The sequence below is a fragment of the Streptomyces sp. NPDC054841 genome, from assembly GCF_053611045.1.
Genome location: NZ_JBSGZO010000017.1, coordinates 29,985 through 46,597 on the forward strand (window position 1 = coordinate 29,985; position 16,613 = coordinate 46,597).

Here is a 16,613-nt window from a genome sequence, read left to right on the forward strand (position 1 = left end):
TTGGGGCCTCTTTCAGCTTGAGGGGAAGGTGACGGGGAGGGCGACCAGCGAGCGGTGGAAGGGGCCGGGGCGCCAGACGAGGTCGTCGCGGTGGCCGTCGAGGTCCATCTCGGGCAGGGCGTCGAGGACGTGGAGGATGGCGGTTTCGGCGATGAGGTAGGCGTGCGTGCTGGCCGGGCAGCCGTGCGGGCCGGCGCCCCAGGCGAGGTGGGCCCGGTTGCCCAGTGGCCGGTGGGCTCCCAGGGCAGGGTCGTTGTTGCAGGCGGCATAGCTGATGACCACCGGCTGGTCGGCGGGCAGCAGGTACCCGCCGATGTCGGCCGGGCGGGGCGGGTAGGACATGGCGAAGTTCGCCAACGGCGGGTCGCGATAGAGGACGCTGTCCAGGGCCTCGCGGACGGAGGCGTCGCCAGCGTGCAGGTCACCGGAGAACTCACTGTTGGTGAGCATCTCCAGGAGGGTGTTCGTGATCAGGTTGGTCAGGGGCTCGATGCCCGCCCCGTACAGGGTGATGAGCTGCTGGCCCATCTCGGTGTCGTCCAGCCGGGCGACATGGACGAGGAGCCTGCTGGTCACGTCGTCGCCGGGCTCTCGGCGGCGCAGGGCGACGAGGTCCGCCACGGCCCGGGCCATGATCTGGTTGCCGATAGAGGCATTTACCCCGTCGAAGATCTTCGCCATTCCGTCCGCGATCCGATGGCCGACCTCGTCGGGGCAGCCGAGCAGGTGACTGAGCGTCTGGAACGCGAGAGGCCAGGCGTACTGGGACAGCAGGTCCGCCTTGCCGTCGGCCTTGAAGGCGTTGATGGTCTGCTCGGCGACCAGCTCGACGTGGTCGCGCAGCGCGTGCTGGTCGACAGCGGCGAGGGCGGCGGTGTTCGCGGCCCGGTAGCGGGCGTGCTCGGCGCCGGCCGAGCGCAGGGCGTTGGGACGCCACTCCATCATCGGCCGGACGGGGCAGGCGTCAGGGACGGAGGTCTGCCACCGGCGCGGATCGGCGGGGAAGCGTTGCGGGTCCCCGAGGATGCGGCGGGCCTCCTCGTAGCCGACGACCAGCGTGGCGGGCACGCCGGGGGCCAGGTCCACGGGGACCAGAGGGCCGAACTGCTCGCGCATGCGCTGGTAGGCGGCGTGCGGATTCTGGGCGAAGTCCGGTTCGTACAGGGGGATGCGGTGGGTCGCGGTGCTCACGGTCGGGGCTCCAGACGGTGCGCGAGACGGGCGAGGTATTCGGTGAGCTGGATCAGGGCCTGCATGCAGGACGCTCGCTCGCGGGCATCGCACACGGTCAGCGGCGTGTGTCCCTCCAGGGCGAGGGCCTCGTGGACTTCTTCGAGCGGGTGGCGGGGCGCGCCGTCGAACTGGTTGACCGCGACCGCGTAGGGGACGCCGTTTTCTTCGAGGAGGCCGAGGATTTCGTGGGAGGCGTCCAGGTCGCGGGGGTCGACGAGGACCAGGGCGCCGAGGGCGCCGATGATCAACTCCTGCCACAGGAAGCTGAATCGGGCCTGGCCGGGGGTACCGAACAGGTAGAGCACGAGGTCGTCGCTGAGGTGCTTGCGTCCGAAGTCCACGCCGACGGTGGTGGTGGACTTGGCAGGCGTGCGGGCCAGGTCGTCGACTAGGGCGCTCGCCCGGGTGATGGTCTCCTCCATGTGGACCGGAGGCACCTCGGAGACGCTGCCGACGAAGGTGGTCTTGCCCACGCCGAAGGCTCCGGCGACCACGATCTTCGCGGTAGCCGTCACCGTGCGCGCGACGAACCGGTCAGGCGTGAGCGCGGAGTCCATGAAGAACCCTTTCGATGAGTAAGACCGGGGGCCGGTCGTCGTCCTGGCCCTGGGCGAGGGTCATCAGTCCGTGTCCGATGAGGTCGGCGACGAGAATCCGGGTGGTCGAGGGCGGGAGGGCGAGTGCGGAGGCGATCTCGGCGACAGACAGCCCTCCGCCTTGCGCGGGTGCGAACAGGGCGAGCACGCGCCGTGCGTCCGGGTTGAGGCCGGGACGGGTGCCGGTCGCGGCGAAGACCAGGCTCTCCAGGCGCACGTCCTTGCTGGGGCGGGTACGTCCGCCCGTGCGGACGTAGGGCCTGACCAGATCCGGGTCCTGCCGCGGCCTGCTCATGCCAGCGGTGCTTCCGTGCCGCCGGCGATGCGTGTTTGGACACCCAGCTGTTCGCCCACGCTCGCGGCCAAGCGCAGGGCGGCCTCGCTGATCACCCCGATGTCCGCGTGAGGGCTGTCGGTGCGGACGGCGAGCATGGTGTTCTCGCCAGCCGGGATGAGCAGGGAGATGTGGTCGACCGACTCCATGACGAACTGGCGGACGCCCCCGCCGTTCGTCTCCCGGTCGTAGGCCCGCGATGCTCCCCACAGCGTGGAGGCGATGGCCGAGATCTTCTCGGCGCGCTCGCGCGGCAGCCGATCGGTGTAGGCCGGGCTCATGCCGTCCGCGGCGACCAGCACGGCGTATTCCACGCCAGCGGTCTCCTCCAGGCTTTCGAGGAGCCAGCCGATGTTCTTGTCGGTCATGCGTCGTGTCCTTGGTCGTTGTCGGCAGTGGGGACGTGGGTGCCCTGCTCGGCGCGGGCGCGCTGTGTGCCACGGGCCCAGGCGGCGATCACGCTCGCTCGCCCCGGCTCGGCGTTGGCAGGGCGGGGAACGGGGGCGGAGGCGGGTGCGGCGCGGCGGCTGCGCACCGTCAGTCCGCTGGCGGTCGTGCGGGCGGTGGAACGCTCCTGGTCGGATTCCCCGGCCGTCGGCGGGACGGGGGTGAGCGCGGGTTGTGTGGCTACCGGAACCGGGGCGAGAGCAGGGAGCCGGCCGGACGCGGCAGAGGCGAGAGCAGCTGGCGGATCCTTCTGCACCGGCTGCGAGGATGCCGGCGGCGCCTGGGGCGCCGTGGTGAGGAGGTCCTGGGGAAGGGTGAGGAGCGCGCGGGTGCCCAGAAGGGAGTTGGGCGCCTGGACATCGACCCGGAATCCGTAGGCGCGCGCGAGGGCGGCGGCGACTCGGAGCCCGGTCTGCGGGCGGGCGCCGAGCTGCGTTATGTCGTCCGTGCGCTGCCCGGTGAGGATGTCCCGGGCGCTGTCGAGCTGCTCCGGCGTCATCTGCAGGCCGCTGTCGTCCACGAAGACGGTGACTCCGTGGTGGCCCTGTTCGAAGGACACGTGCACTCTCGACTGTGGTGGCGAGAAGCGCAGCGCGTTGTCCAGCAGGAGCGCGAGGGCGTGCACCACGGGCCCGACCACGCGGGTCTTCACCGCGACGGTGAGTTCCTGGGGCTGTACGCGCTGGTAGTCCTCGACGTAGCCCATCGCGGCCCGCACCACATCGGTCAGCGTCGTCGTGGGCCAGTGCCGGGTCAGCTTGCCGCCGGCCAGGATGGTCCAGCCCTGAGCGACCAGCAGCATCTGCTGCACGGTGTGGTCGATATCGGTCAGCGTCTCGAACGCGGCGTCGTCCTCGTGCTCGCGCACGCCCTCGCTGACCTTGCGGCTGGTCTTGGCGGCCATGCCCACGAGCGCCGACGACACACTGCGCACTGCGGCCTCGGTCGACCGCACAGCAGTGGAACTTACCCGAGCGATCTCTTCCTGGGCGGCGGTGTGCGAACGCCGCAACTCCTCCGCCCCGAGCGTCTTCGCCTGCTCGATCTCCTGGTGCGCCGCGTACTGGATGTCGCGGATCACGGCCTGGACGACGCTGGCGGTGGCCTTGACCACGTTGGTCAGGTGCTCACCGACTGCGGTGCCGGCCAGTTCCGGTGCGGGGGCTAACGCCGTGATCCGACCGCCCGACTGGTGGATCTGGGGCAGCGTCTCGTGGACCAGCTTCTGCAGGGCACCCTCGGTGGCCTGTTGTTCGCGGGCCAGGAGGTGGGCCCGCCGCCGCGCCTTCTGCCATCGGCGGTGGCTAACCCAGGCCGCTGCCACCGCGACGATGGCCGCGGCGGCGAGCACGATGACCATGGTGGTGGCGGTCGTGTTCATCAGACACCCACCGCCAAGAGCACGTCGGCCTCGGCTGCGGGCGCCCCCGAGTCGAGCTGCTGCAGCAGGAGCGCGGACCCGATCACCCCGATGTGGCTGTACGCCTGCGGGAAGTTGCCCAGTTGTCGCCCGGTGGCGGGGTCGTACTCCTCGGCGAGCAGGCCGAGGTCAGTGCGCAGGGCCAGGAGCCGGTCGAAGAGAGCGTGGGCTTCGTCCGGGCGGCCAGTCAGGGCGAGCGCATCGACCAACCAGAACGAGCAGAGCAGGAAGGTCCCCTCGTCACCGTTCAGGCCGTCGAGCCCGATGCGGTCGCCGGCGGTCGGGTAGCGCCGTACGAGGCCCTCCGGGGTGGACAGTTGCTGACGTACTGCCTCCACCGTCCCGAGCACTCGGGGATCGTCGGGAGGCAGGAATCCCACCCTGGGGATCAGCAGGAGGGCGGCGTCGACCTCCTGTGATCCGTAGGACTGGGTGAAGGTGTTGCGGACCGGATCGAATCCGCGCGTGCACACCTCCTGGTGGATGGCCTCGCGCAGTTCAATCAGGGCGAACAGGTCGGCGTCCAGGACGGCGGCCTCGACCAGGCGGATGGTCCGGTCGATCGCGGCCCAGGCCATGACCTTGGAGTGCACGAAGTGGCGGCGCTCACCTCGGATCCCCCAGATTCCCTCGTCGGGCGTCTGCCACCGCTCGGCGAGGTGCTCGACCAGCCGTTGGTGCAGGACCGCGGTGTCGCCGCAGCGGGCCACCCCGCTTTGGTGGGCGAGGTACAGGGTCTCGATCACGTAGCCGTACACGTCGAGCTGCAGCTGGTCTACAGCCCCGTTGCCGATCCGGACCGGGCCGGAGTTCTCGTAGCCGGGCAGCCACCGCAGCTCCCGCTCCTGCAGATCCCGCTCTCCGGTGATCCCGTACATGATCTGCAGGTTCTCCGGATCGCCGGCCACGGCCCGCAGCAGCCACCGCCGCCACGCCTCGGCCTCCTGCCTGTACCCCGAACCAAGCAGCGCGCTCAGGGTGGTGGAGGCGTCACGCAGCCAGGTGTAGCGGTAGTCCCAGTTCCGGCGACCGCCGATCTCTTCCGGCAGCGACGTGGTCGGCGCCGCGACGATGCCGCCGCTGGGGGCGTACGTCATCGCCTTCAGGGTGATCAGCGACCGGACGACTGCTTCCCGGTGCGGGCCGTCGTAGGTGCACTGGCTCGTCCAGTCCTCCCATAACGCGAGGGTCGCGACGAGCGCCGCCTCGGGATCCGGAAGCTCCGGCGCGACACCGTGGGAGGGCCCCCAGCTCAGTACGAAGGCGACGCTCTCGCTGGCGGTGACCGTGAAGGAGCTGACGATCGCGCCGTCCTTCTCAACCAGCCCGGTGGACGTGTCCAGCCACAGGGCGTCCCCGCCGCTCTCAGCGATCAAGCGTCCGCCCAGCTCATGGATCCACGGGCTGACCCGGCCGTAGCCGGGGCGGGCGCGCAGAGTGGAAGCCATGGCGATCTGGCCAGCCGTTCCCTCCACGATCCGGATGACCTGCGGTGCCCCGTCGTGCGGCGGCATGAAGTCGGTGACCTTCGCGCTGCCGGAGGGCGTCGTCCACACCGTCTCCAGCACGAGGGACTCGCCGACGTAGCGCCGCTCGGCAGTCGCACCGGCTCCCTCTTCGTACGCAGCGGCCGGGGCTAAGCGCCACGCTCCGTGCTTCTGCGTGCCGAGCAGCGCAGCGAAGGGGGCCGGCGAGTCGAAGCGGGGCAGGCACAGCCAGTCGATCGAGCCGTCGTCGCAGACGTGGGCACTGGTCTGCATGTCGCCGATCAGGCCGTAGTGCTCGATACGCGGAAGGCGTTTCATCGTGTAGATCTCCGTTAGGCCCCGCGAGTCCGGGGAGGGCTTTAGGGCCGTCGAAACGGCCGGCGAACAGCCGGTGAGGCGAGACTCCGGTGGTCACCGGTGAGGCGGCGACTCGCTCCGCGCCGGTGCGGGTTCTTCGTCCGCTGACGGGGAACTGGTTGCGCGATCACCGCGGAGAACCAGCCATGTCGTGGGACCAAGGATCAGGACGATCAGAACCGCCCCGGTGGCGGTCATGTCCGGGGCGCCGACGCGGCCAGGACGAGACAGGCGAAGGCGATCGCGAAGACTGTGCCGCGCAGTAGGTTGATCGGCGGTGTCCGCCAACGCCGTCCCCGCTGCCGCATCGCACGGCCGGTGCCGTGGGCCTCCACGGTCGCCACGAGCTCCTGGGCCGCCTCGGCCAGTTGGACCAGATGCGCCCTGCTGGGCATGTAGCCGTCGGGGACCCCCGCCGAGCCGAGCTGCTGCGCGCGGCGCAGCGCTGGCTCCTCCTTGGGCACCATGACGCCGAGTCGATTGATGTGACCGCGCAGACGCCTCGCGAGGTCTTCAACGTCGGCAGTGGTCTCCGGCAGCGGCGAGTCCTCGTCCAGCACGAGCGCCACTGTCTCGGCCGCGGCCACCGCTTGATTGCGCGGTGAAACCGGCTCGACAGCCATGCGGCCCTTCCTGTTGGACGCGACGTGTTGACAGGCGTCCTGGCGGGGAGCCAGCGAGAGGCGCATGACACAACTCCTGTTCGGATCAGGCCAAGTTGATTGGGGTTCGCCGTGCGGGGGCGGCGGTCGTCGTGCAAAGTGAGTGATCCGGTCGCTACGTTGAGCGAACCGTGAATCCCCGCTGGGGGGTATGCCTGCGCGACCGCCGAGGCCGTCAAAGGCGTCAAAGATCATTTCGGAACCGAGGGGCAGCCCATGGCCCGTGTGCGAAACGTCGCCCTCGCCGCACTTCTGCGCGAAGCGGGCTGGTCTCAGCCGCAAGCAGCCGCAGCGGTCGCCCGGGTAGCCGCGGAGAGCGGGGCGCGTGAGCTGGAGGCCATCTCCCGCTCGCACATCGCCATGTGGGTGCAGGGCACGCAGCCGAGCGGTCGGGCACCTCGTATCCTTCGCGAGACGCTGTCCCGCAGGCTCGGCCGCCGCCTCACCCTGGCCGACCTCGGGCTGGAAAGTGAAGGCACAGGCCAAACCGACAGCGGTTCCGACTGGAGCGTCGATCCTCTGACCGTGCTGGCCGAGCTGGGAAGCGACGACCTCGATATGCACCGACGTAAGCTGCTGGCGACCGCCGCGTACTCGGCCGCCGGCCTGGCCTTGCCCACCGCCTCCTGGTGGGCAGCCGCTCCTGCCGCGGCGGCGAAGCGCCCAGCAGTCTCCTCCCGGCTGGTGACGCAGGCCGACATCGACGACGTCCGCGATCTGACGACCTTCTACTCCGCGCGTGACCAGCAGCGAGGCGGCGCCTCTGGCCGATCGGCCCTCGCCGGCCATCTTCGCGACGAAGCGGTGCCCCTGCTCGGCAGCAGGTTCCGCACGGAGCAGCTTCGTCGCGACACCTACTCGGCCGTGGCGGAGATGGCCTATTTGTCGGGGTGGATGGCTTTCGACGCCTCCGAGCACCGCACCGCCCAGCGCTATCTCACTCTCGCCGCCCGCATAGCGGCCGAAGCGGGCGACGGGCCGCTCGGCGGCCACATCCTGCGCGCCCTCGCGCACCAAGCCGTGGACCTTGGGCACCCCCGCCGCGCCCTCGTCCTGGCCGACGCCTCCATGAACCGCGACCGCTACGGCCAAGCTAGCCACCGTGAGAAAGCCCTGCTCGCGATCGTTCACGCACGTGCCCTCGCAGCCGACGGCGACCGCGCCGGCACTCTCGCGGCCATCAGCCGCGCGGAGCGGGATCTCTCCCGCGCCGACAACAGCGAGGCTCCGAGCCGCGTGAGCTTCTTCCAGGAAGCCTCCCTGGCCCACGAGACAGCCTGCGCCCTGCGCGACATGGGCCAGCCGCTGGACGCGGAGATCCACTTCAAGCGCAGCGTGGCCACCCGCCGCCGCCAGCAGTACGCCCGCACGCACAGCGTGACCCTCGGCTACCTCGGCGCCGTCCAGGTCCAGCAAGGCCGCCTCGACGAGGCATGCGCCACCTGGAACCAAGCACTCGACGCCATGGCCGGCGTCCAGTCCGGCCGTGCCCGCGACGTCATCGTCCGCATCCAGAGCGACCTCTCGCCCGTCCGGCAACGCGGAGGCCGACATGTCACCGAACTGGACCACCGGGCACGGGGCATGCTGCGCACCATAGGCTGACCACAGAGCGGGTTCGCGGCGCTGGCCGGGGGCCGCCGTGCATGCTACGCCGAGGGAGAGGAACGAGCGCCGATGGCGACGTACGAGGTCGAGTCGATCGCAACAGTCGTCGGGGGCCACACCCGCGTTCAGGACGACTACCAGGGCGGGGTCGAATCGATCATTCGGCTCGACGACGCGTACCCCCTCGAAACGCTGCAGGGAATCGGAGAGTTCTCCCACCTGACGGTGACGTGGCGCTTCCACCTGGCGCGACCCGAAGACGTCGAGCTCCACGCACGCAGCCCACGGGGAAACCAGAACTGGCCGCCGACAGGTACGTTCGTCCACCGCAACCACCGGCGCCCCAACCAACTGGCGATCAGCTACCCGCGGTTGCTCAAGGTCGAAGGCCGGGACCTCCTGGTCACCGATCTCGACGCCGTAGACGGAACGCCCGTGATCGACCTGGCACCGTACTTCGAACAGATGGGGCCTCGGGGCCCGATCCATCAGCCCGCATGGCCTGGCGAGATGCTCGAACCGAATTACTGGGCGAAGGCAAGCGAACGGCCCTCGGAGCGCCCTGCGTAACGGGAGTGACTGAGCTGTGCTGCTCGTCGTTTGGCTGGTCGGGGACCAGCTGGAGGTCTGACTCAAGCCGCAGCCCTCGCGTACCGGAACTCACACCACGTTTCCTCGCCGCTGCTCTCCCACGCGTCTGAGATCGCATGGACAAGCCGGATCCCGCGACCGGATTCACCGTCGGGTCCGGCTTCCTTGAGTACAGCGGGGGCAGGGTTGCGGTCGGTTACCGAGACCCGCACCACGTCGACGGTCACCGTGATCCGGAGCACGACTTCGCCCTCACTGTGAACCATGGCGTTGGTGACCAGCTCCGAAACGGCCAGCACGACGAACCCCGCCACCGGCTGCGAAACGCGGCACCGTCGAAGGAACGCCCTGGTTGTCTGCCGCATCTCCCCAGCTTTCGTGGGATCTGGGAGAAAGGCCGCCTGACAGGCATGGGGTGCCGCCGGTATGTCGGCCCGTGCCGATGTGCTGCGTCGGTCCTCCTGGGCCGGCCTCACACACGACGTGCCTGCTGTGGCCGCAGAACTACGGATGCCCCCGCCGGGCGGGGTCGCCTCTTGGAGCCTGGTCATGGGGGCTATCGCACCGCGCGGCGACGCCGTCGACCAGGGGAATCCAGAGGGGGAAAAATCTGTCAAGGGGGGGAACCAGAGGGGGAATTGAGGCCATGATTGGATTCCGCCCACCAACAGAGGTCACACTCATGCCAGATCCGTTCGCCGACCTGCTCCTCCGGCTTCGGCAGGATGCGGGCCGGACGCAGGAGGAGCAGGCAGACGCGATCAACGCTGTCTCCGGCCGGGACACCATGACCCGCCGAGAGATCAGCCGCTATGAGAACTTTGAGAACATTCCTACCAATCACACAATCGGCCATATCGCGGCGGCCTGCGGTGTCCCCTTCGAGGAACTACAGCGGGAGGCTAAGGCTGCCCGCGCTCGGAAGAGAGAGGGGCATGCCAATGCAGGGGAGGATCAGGACGCCGTGAAGCGTCGCACGCTGCTGGGTGGTGCCGCCATCGGCGTGAGCGCGGCTGCCGAGCCCTGGGGGCGCCTGGCCTTCGCCCTCAGTAAGGGGTCCAAGATCGATTCGCCCTCCGCCGTCGCGCTCATCGACCGGGCCGCTGAACTGCATGTCCAGGAACTCAATCTCAGTGCCTGGCGACTACAAAACACGGTCGAGTCGCATCTTGACGCGATCACCGCGGCCCTGCCCCGTGCCGGCGAACACGAACGGGCTCTCACTATCGCCGCCGGAGAAACTGCCGCTCTGGCTGGCTGGGTGGCCTGGGACCTGGGCGAGCACGACAAAGCCGACGCCTATTACAAGGTCACGTCGCAGTGCGCGGCGACCGCCGGGCACCCTCCACTCCGAGCCCTGGCCCTGACCTACACCAGCTACGGCGCCTCGACGCCGAAGGCGAAGTTGGAGTTCCTTTCTCAAGCGGCTAGCGACGTACGAGGTCACGGCAACGCTACTGCTGCCGCCTGGGTCCTCGGCAGGCACGCGGAGGAAGCTGCGGCGGCCGGCGACGAGACGGGGGCACTCCGGGCCTTGGAGCGAGCGCGCTTCGCCTACGACTTCGCGGATCACACCAGCGAGCAGGCGTGGGTCCGGTTCGTGACCCCGTACCGCATGGACTCGTTGGCCCTCTCCGTCTACGGCCAGTTGGGGCGTCCCGAACTCACGTCCACAGCAGATACCGCAGTCGACCGTCTAGGGGACGAACTACCGGACGGGGGCGTGGTGGTTCTCGGCGATCTCGCGTCGGCCCTACTGCGTGGAGGCGACGTCGACCAAGGCGTCTACGTGTCACGCCAATTCGCTACAGCGGCACAGGCCAAGCCCAACACGATGGGCAAGGAGCGCGCAGAGACTATCGCAGCGTCGCTCCCCGACAGAGAGCGAGAACTCGCCGTCTATCTGCGGCAGTTCGCATCCTGAGCCCCCTCCGGCGGTACGCGGCAAACCCGGGACGCGAATGCTGTCGTACGTCCGGCCCGTCGCTCCTCAGCCCTGTGCCGTCTCCTCGACAACCCAGGACAGGTACGCCTCCGACCCGCCGGTCACGGGCAGTGTGATCCATTGGGGGACGTCGTACGGGTGCCTCTCGTGCAGCCACGCTTCCAGCGCCGGTAGACGGTCCGTCGTAGTCATGTACGAGATCCGCCACTCCTGCGCCGCCTCGACCTTCCCCTTCCACCAGTAGAAGGCGGTGATCGGCGCATCGATGTGAACGCCCGCTGCCAGCTTGCTCTCGACCGCGCCCTGGGCCAGTGCCTTCGCCTGATCCTCGTCGTCGCTGGTCGTCTGCGCAATCACAATATCGTTGGCCATGCAACTACCTCTCCAGCTCGGGTACCGCGACCCTACCCAGCCGTTCAGGGCACACCGAAAGCCGGTCGCCGGTGACGGCCGTGAAGGTGAGTGGAGCTCGACCACGACGTGGATCAGTCAGACGGCAGCGTGTCAATCGGGGTTGCGCGTCGCTTCGGCACTGCGGTGGCAGGTCCACTCATCAACGAGGTGGTGCGGCTGCATGATGCAGGCGTCGGCGCATTCCTTGCGCCTCCATAAGTCCACGACGGGAGGACTTCATGCAGGCGGTCGGCGGGCATTCGCTCACGGCAGACGAGAAATAGGACGACAGGACTGGAAACCTCCGCCGGGACCATGTCAACGTACAACGTCCCCGAAAACACCAGGCCAGGTTGCGCAGATACTCCACTGCGGCCCGGGTTGCGAAATATCTCGGAATCCTGCACAGCGTGTGACTGCCTTGCTGGCATGGCCCCTACTTGGGAGGTTCGCCTGTCTGACCCCGCTATTCGATCCGCTCACTTCACGTCACCCGCTCTCTTTGCCCTCGGCGCACTGAACGCCTGGTACGGCCAGGCGGCGGGCGACTATGGCGCCGTCTCCACCGGGCTGTGCGTACGCACTGCCGGCCCCTTCGGCGAGGACTTGCTGCAATGCGGCTACCGCCGCGATAGGGCAGTCCTCGCACATGCTGCGGTGCACCCGGAGCTGCAACTCGGCATGTGGCCCCGTGCCATCGGGGTTCCTGAGCGTTTCGTGGTGGGGAAACTCGGGGGCGTGACTGGCAGCGCGGGACAAGCCTCTAGCGGAGCGCGAGCGCAACATAGGCCACGATCGCCGGTTAGCCAAACCGTTGATCGTGGTGACTATTACTTCCATGCCTGCACGATCGCTGCTCCTTCCATCTGCCGCACCCGCTCCTGCTGGCGCCGCACGCGCCGCATTCTTCAACGTCAAGGATGCCGCCGAGTATCTCGGCCTTTCACCGCACACGCTCTACGTCTGGCGGCACCGGCGGCAGGGGCCGCCGAGCTTCCGCATGGGTCCTCGCGGTCGCGTCATGTACCGCCGAGAAGCCGTCGACGCCTGGATCCGTGAACAGGAGCAGGCCGACTCCCGCTCCAACGCCGTCCTGAGCCCGCTGAGCGCCACTCCTCAGCAACGGCCCAGCCGAATCCCCAACGCCTGACGCTCCCACGCCTCAGAGCGCCCCCCTCGACAAGGAGTATCACCTGGCCGGCTACATCGAAGATCGTTGGATCAAGAAGAAGAAGGACCCGATAACCGGGCAGAGGGAAAGAACCGCTCGCTACGGCAAGGGGAAGCGGTACAAGGTCGCCGGTATCCCCGGAGTCCGGGATCGCTCCTTCGACACGTTGGAGGACGCCAAGGCGTGGCTTCGTCGAGCAGCCACGGACGAAGAGCGGGGCGAGTTTGTGGACCCGCGCGACGGATCCATAACACTTGCCGACTACATCGCGATGCACTGGGCGCCGGGCAGGGGCGGAGTTCCGAAGACCCAAGACAACCAGGAGCGGAGAGCGCGCCTTCACATCATTCCGCACCTGGGTCAATTCCCCCTCAGGAACATCACGGCGGCGGATCTGCGCGCTTACATAGCCAAGTTGCAGTCAACCGTCTCCTCGGTCGACTACCAGCGCGGCATTCTGTCCGAGCTCTCCTCCATTCTGGAAGCGGCTGTTGACGACAAGCGGCTGGCCAGGAACCCGATGCACGCGAAGTCCGTGCGGTGGCCGAAGGCGCCGCAAGAGCGACGCGACGCGTGGCGATTGGAGACGGCGCTGCGAGTTCGCGACGTCATCAGTCCACGAAACCGGATAGCCGTCGTAGTTGGCCTGGGATGCGGGCTCCGTCAGGGCGAGGTGTTTGGGCTGAGCCCGGAGGACATCGACTACGCGCGAGGCGTCCTGCACGTCCGCCGCCAAATCCAGGTGATCCGTGGAAGGTTGTACTTCGCACTGCCGAAAGGGAAGAAGACACGTACCGTCGACATGCCCACCGCAGTGGCCGAGGAGTTGAAGCGTCATGTCGAAGCGTTCCCACCGGTGGAAGTGGAGCTTCCGTGGGGGAAGCCGGAGGGTCAGGCGAGGAAGTTCTCGCTGCTGCTCACCACACGATTCGGCAACGCCATCGCGGTGAACACGTGGAACACCTACACCTGGAAGCCCGCGCTGGCAGAGGCCGGCATCATCCCACCGCGCGCCGAGAGAGCGAAACCCTGGCAGTGGGCGGCGGCCCCGAAGGACGGCTTCCATGTGCTGCGGCACACCTATGCCTCGCTCATGCTGGAGGCTGGAGAGTCCGTCGTGACCTTGGCACGGTGGCTCGGGCACTCCTCGCCCGCGATCACCCTCGGTTACTATGCTCACTTCATGCCGGAGGCCGGAAGCAAGGGGCGCATCGCCATCGACGGACTGCTGGGGGAGCGGGGAGATCGGGATGCCAGCCGAAACTCCCCAGATTCTCCCCAGGCCCGTTGACGGGTGATTCCCGCTGTTACGCCCCTCCAGGGTTGACCGTGGATTGCAAGGCTGTAGAGATGGGTGGCCTGGGAATATGCTGAATGAGGTCACCGCGACCCGCTACGTCACACCCCTACGTGAAGGCGGGTCGCTCCCGGGCATCGTCGAGGCCGACGATCTCGGTACGTACGTCATGAAGTTCACCGGGGCAGGACAGGGACGCAAGACCCTGGTCGCCGAGGTCATCTGCGGACAGCTGGGTCGCCGGCTGGGGCTGCGGGTCCCGGAGCTCGTCCAGATCCAGCTCGACCCCGTCATCGGGCTCTCCGAGCCGGACCAGGAAGTGCAGGAGCTGCTCAAGGCCAGCGGTGGGCTGAACCTGGGGATGGATTTCCTGCCCGGCTCCCTCGGCTTCGATCCGCTCGCGTACGAAGTGAGTCCGGCGGAGGCGGGCCGGGTCATCTGGTTCGACGCGCTCATCAACAATGTCGACCGGTCCTGGCGCAACCCCAACATGCTTGTCTGGCACGGCGACCTGTGGCTGATCGACCACGGCGCCACCATGATCTGGCACCACAACTGGCCGGGTGCCCAGGCCTCCGTGGCCAAGCCCTACGACGCCTCCGACCATGCCCTCGCGCCCTTCCGGCCCGACATCGCCACGGCTGCCGCCGAGCTTGCTCCGCTGGTCACCGAAGAGCTGCTGACCGAGGTCACGGCGGACGTCCCGGACGAGTGGCTGGTCGACGAGCCGGGCTTCGACTCCACCGACGCCGTGCGAAGCGCCTATGTGGAGGCCCTGCTGCCGCGCGCGGCCACCATCCATGACCGGATCACTCTGAGCGCCCCGTCCAGGCCCCGGCCCTCCCAGGCACCCGGCTGGCTGGCCGAGCACCTCACGCCCTGGCCGCACCCGACCAAGAAGAGCAAGAAGGGCGACGTCCGGTGACCGAGCGCGATGTCTTCGAGTACGCGCTGCTGCGCGTCGTACCCCGCGTCGAGCGGGGCGAGTGCTTCAACGCGGGCGTGGTGGTGTACTGCCGCGCCAAGTCCTACGTGGCCGCCCGCACCCACCTCGACGAGAGCAAGCTCAGGGCGCTCGACCCGCAGGCCGATGTCCTGGGCGTACGGGCCGCGCTGCACGCCGTCGAGGGCGTCTGCCGGGGCGGCGAGGACGCCGGCCAGGCCGCGCGCGACGACGCCGGGCGGCGCTTTCGCTGGCTGATCGCCCCGCGCTCGACGGTAGTCCAGCCCGGCCCCGTACACACCGGACTCACGGCCGACCCGGAGGCCGAGGTCGAGCGGCTGCTGGATGTGCTGGTGCGATGAGCGCCCCGGAGGTGAACCGGGCCCTGGAAAGAGGGGGGCACGTTGACACCGGGTGCCAGGGCTTCTAGCGTCTCGTCCACGGAAGGTACTAAGCGGTCGCTCATCCATCTGGGCCGTGCCGGGCGGCCGCTTCCAACGGGATCCAAGGGCGAGGAGAACCAACCATGTCCACCACCGAGCAGCGCGTCGCGATCGTGACGGGAGCGGCGCGAGGCATTGGCGCCGCCACCGCCGTACGCCTGGCGGCCGAGGGCCGTGCCGTCGCCGTACTCGACCTCGACGAGGCGGCCTGCAAGGACACCGTCGAGAAGATCACCTCGGCCGGCGGGAAGGCCATCGCCGTCGGCTGTGACGTCTCGGACTCCACCCAGGTCGAGGCCGCTGTGGCGCGCGTCGCCGCCGAGCTCGGCGCGCCGACGATCCTCGTCAACAACGCGGGCGTGCTCCGCGACAACCTGCTGTTCAAGATGAGCGAGTCCGACTGGGACACCGTGGTGAACGTGCACCTCAAGGGCGCGTTCCTGATGGCCAAGGCCTGCCAGAAGCACATGGTGGACGCGGGCTTCGGGCGGATCGTCTCGCTGTCGTCCAGCTCGGCCCTGGGCAACCGCGGCCAGGCCAACTACTCCGCGGTCAAGGCCGGCCTGCAGGGCTTCACGAAGACCCTCGCCAAGGAGCTCGGCAAGTTCGGCATCACCGCCAACGCCGTCGCGCCCGGCTTCATCGTCACGGAGATGACGGCCCAGACGGCCGCGCGCGTCGGCATGGGCTTCGAGGAGTTCCAGGCCGCGGCCGCCACGCAGATCCCGGTGCAGCGGGTCGGCAGGCCGGAGGACGTTGCCAACGCGATCGCCTTCTTCGCGGGCGACGATGCGGGCTTCGTCTCCGGCCAGGTCATGTACGTGGCCGGCGGCCCGCTCAACTGAACCGGAGGTGACTGACATGACCGCTCAGGAGCAGGAACTTCCCCCGCTGTCCGGAAAGGTCGCCCTGGTCACGGGCGCCAGCCGGGGCATCGGCTACGGCATCGCGGAGGCGCTCGTCGCGCGCGGCGACCGGGTGTGCATCACCGGCCGCGGCGAGGATGCCCTCAAAGAGGCCGTCGAGAAGCTCGGCGGGGACCGTGTGATCGCCGTCGCGGGCAAGGCCCATGACGAGGCGCACCAGGCGGTTGCCGTGGAGCGCACCATGGAGGCGTTCGGCCGCGTCGACTTCCTCGTCAACAACGCCGGCACGAACCCGGTCTTCGCCCCCATCGCGGAGCTCGACCTCAACGTGGCCCGCAAGGTCTTCGAGACCAATGTGATCTCCGCGCTCGGCTTCGCCCAGCAGACCTGGAAGGCCTGGCAGAAGGAGAACGGCGGTGCGATCGTGAACATCGCGTCGGTCGCCGGTATCTCCGCATCCCCCTTCATCGGGGCGTACGGCATGAGCAAGGCGGCGATGGTCAATCTGACCCTCCAGCTGGCGCACGAATTCGCCCCGGCCGTCAGGGTCAATGCCATCGCCCCCGCCGTGATCAAGACGAAGTTCGCGGAAGCGCTGTACGAGGGCCGGGAGGCCGAAGCGGCGGCGGCCTATCCGCTGGCCCGGCTCGGTGTTCCGGCGGACATCGGAGGAGCGGCCGCGTTTCTCACGTCCGACCAGTCGGATTGGATCACGGGACAGACGCTCGTGGTCGATGGCGGTATTTTCCTGAATGCCGGAGTTCACTGAACCGGTTTATGCCTGAATGACCAGGGATTAACTTAAGTGCCCCGCCGGACC

Annotated in this window: 18 protein-coding genes; 9 read left to right on the forward strand and 9 right to left on the reverse strand. The window is 68.6% G+C overall.

Annotation, left to right across the window (positions count from 1 at the left end; genetic code table 11):
* Positions 1 to 12: 12 nt before the first annotated feature.
* The 7 genes from ACWGI8_RS04500 to ACWGI8_RS04530 all read right to left on the reverse strand — a co-directional run bounded on the left by ACWGI8_RS04500 (position 13) and on the right by ACWGI8_RS04530 (position 6,497).
* Positions 13 to 1,191 carry a cytochrome P450 gene (locus tag ACWGI8_RS04500; RefSeq protein WP_453658610.1) on the reverse strand — a complete coding sequence of 393 codons (1,179 nt, stop codon included), beginning with the start codon at positions 1,189 to 1,191 and terminating at the stop codon, positions 13 to 15.
* On the reverse strand, positions 1,188 to 1,790 hold the full coding sequence (locus ACWGI8_RS04505) for a GTP-binding protein (protein ID WP_175309475.1): 603 nt from the start codon (positions 1,788 to 1,790) through the stop codon (positions 1,188 to 1,190). The genes ACWGI8_RS04500 and ACWGI8_RS04505 overlap by 4 nt, the downstream gene beginning before the upstream one ends.
* Positions 1,768 to 2,124 carry a DUF742 domain-containing protein gene (locus ACWGI8_RS04510; RefSeq protein WP_453658611.1) on the reverse strand — a complete coding sequence of 119 codons (357 nt, stop codon included), beginning with the start codon at positions 2,122 to 2,124 and terminating at the stop codon, positions 1,768 to 1,770. Before ACWGI8_RS04510 ends, ACWGI8_RS04505 begins: the two co-directional genes overlap by 23 nt.
* Positions 2,121 to 2,531 (reverse strand): roadblock/LC7 domain-containing protein, encoded by a 411-nt coding sequence (locus tag ACWGI8_RS04515; protein WP_329159790.1) that lies wholly within the window; start codon positions 2,529 to 2,531, stop codon positions 2,121 to 2,123. The genes ACWGI8_RS04510 and ACWGI8_RS04515 overlap by 4 nt, the downstream gene beginning before the upstream one ends.
* Complete coding sequence (locus ACWGI8_RS04520; protein WP_453658612.1) at positions 2,528 to 3,991, reverse strand: ATP-binding protein; 1,464 nt, start codon at positions 3,989 to 3,991, stop codon at positions 2,528 to 2,530. Before ACWGI8_RS04520 ends, ACWGI8_RS04515 begins: the two co-directional genes overlap by 4 nt.
* The gene (locus ACWGI8_RS04525; protein WP_453658613.1) at positions 3,991 to 5,835 is read right to left on the reverse strand and encodes a glycoside hydrolase family 15 protein; all 1,845 of its coding nucleotides are present in this window, start codon (positions 5,833 to 5,835) and stop codon (positions 3,991 to 3,993) included. Before ACWGI8_RS04525 ends, ACWGI8_RS04520 begins: the two co-directional genes overlap by 1 nt.
* A 233-nt stretch (positions 5,836 to 6,068) precedes the next feature.
* Complete coding sequence (locus ACWGI8_RS04530) at positions 6,069 to 6,497, reverse strand: DUF6415 family natural product biosynthesis protein (protein WP_453658614.1); 429 nt, start codon at positions 6,495 to 6,497, stop codon at positions 6,069 to 6,071.
* Between the two features lie 255 nt (positions 6,498 to 6,752).
* Between ACWGI8_RS04530 and ACWGI8_RS04535 the strand changes: the two genes are divergently transcribed.
* Positions 6,753 to 8,141 (forward strand): Tat pathway signal protein, encoded by a 1,389-nt coding sequence (locus ACWGI8_RS04535; RefSeq protein WP_453658615.1) that lies wholly within the window; start codon positions 6,753 to 6,755, stop codon positions 8,139 to 8,141.
* A 72-nt stretch (positions 8,142 to 8,213) separates the two neighbouring features.
* Complete coding sequence (locus ACWGI8_RS04540) at positions 8,214 to 8,714, forward strand: SAM-dependent methyltransferase (protein ID WP_329159780.1); 501 nt, start codon at positions 8,214 to 8,216, stop codon at positions 8,712 to 8,714.
* A gap of 62 nt (positions 8,715 to 8,776) precedes the next feature.
* Here ACWGI8_RS04540 and ACWGI8_RS04545 read toward each other — a convergent pair whose 3' ends face one another.
* On the reverse strand, positions 8,777 to 9,163 hold the full coding sequence (locus ACWGI8_RS04545; protein ID WP_453658623.1) for an ATP-binding protein: 387 nt from the start codon (positions 9,161 to 9,163) through the stop codon (positions 8,777 to 8,779).
* A gap of 254 nt (positions 9,164 to 9,417) precedes the next feature.
* On the opposite strand from ACWGI8_RS04545, the gene ACWGI8_RS04550 reads away from it, so the two are divergent.
* On the forward strand, positions 9,418 to 10,659 hold the full coding sequence (locus tag ACWGI8_RS04550) for a helix-turn-helix transcriptional regulator (protein ID WP_453658616.1): 1,242 nt from the start codon (positions 9,418 to 9,420) through the stop codon (positions 10,657 to 10,659).
* A gap of 66 nt (positions 10,660 to 10,725) precedes the next feature.
* Here ACWGI8_RS04550 and cutA read toward each other — a convergent pair whose 3' ends face one another.
* On the reverse strand, positions 10,726 to 11,052 hold the full coding sequence (gene cutA, locus ACWGI8_RS04555) for a divalent-cation tolerance protein CutA (protein ID WP_361370203.1): 327 nt from the start codon (positions 11,050 to 11,052) through the stop codon (positions 10,726 to 10,728).
* A gap of 859 nt (positions 11,053 to 11,911) precedes the next feature.
* Between cutA and ACWGI8_RS04560 the strand changes: the two genes are divergently transcribed.
* From ACWGI8_RS04560 to ACWGI8_RS04585, 6 genes are all read left to right on the forward strand, one after another.
* A complete protein-coding gene (locus tag ACWGI8_RS04560; protein WP_453658617.1) occupies positions 11,912 to 12,223 on the forward strand; it encodes a helix-turn-helix transcriptional regulator in 312 nt (103 codons plus the stop codon).
* Positions 12,224 to 12,266: 43 nt separating this feature from the next.
* A complete protein-coding gene (locus tag ACWGI8_RS04565) occupies positions 12,267 to 13,535 on the forward strand; it encodes a tyrosine-type recombinase/integrase (RefSeq protein ID WP_453658624.1) in 1,269 nt (422 codons plus the stop codon).
* A 76-nt stretch (positions 13,536 to 13,611) separates the two neighbouring features.
* Positions 13,612 to 14,466, forward strand: a complete 855-nt coding sequence (locus ACWGI8_RS04570) for a HipA family kinase (RefSeq protein ID WP_453658618.1) — start codon at positions 13,612 to 13,614, stop codon at positions 14,464 to 14,466.
* Positions 14,463 to 14,846, forward strand: coding sequence for a DUF3037 domain-containing protein (locus tag ACWGI8_RS04575; RefSeq protein ID WP_453658619.1), 384 nt, complete (start codon positions 14,463 to 14,465; stop codon positions 14,844 to 14,846). Before ACWGI8_RS04570 ends, ACWGI8_RS04575 begins: the two co-directional genes overlap by 4 nt.
* 164 nt (positions 14,847 to 15,010) lie before the next feature.
* A complete protein-coding gene (gene fabG / locus ACWGI8_RS04580) occupies positions 15,011 to 15,772 on the forward strand; it encodes a 3-oxoacyl-ACP reductase FabG (protein WP_453658620.1) in 762 nt (253 codons plus the stop codon).
* 16 nt (positions 15,773 to 15,788) lie between these two features.
* Positions 15,789 to 16,562, forward strand: a complete 774-nt coding sequence (locus tag ACWGI8_RS04585; RefSeq protein ID WP_453658621.1) for an SDR family oxidoreductase — start codon at positions 15,789 to 15,791, stop codon at positions 16,560 to 16,562.
* Positions 16,563 to 16,613 lie beyond the last annotated feature (51 nt).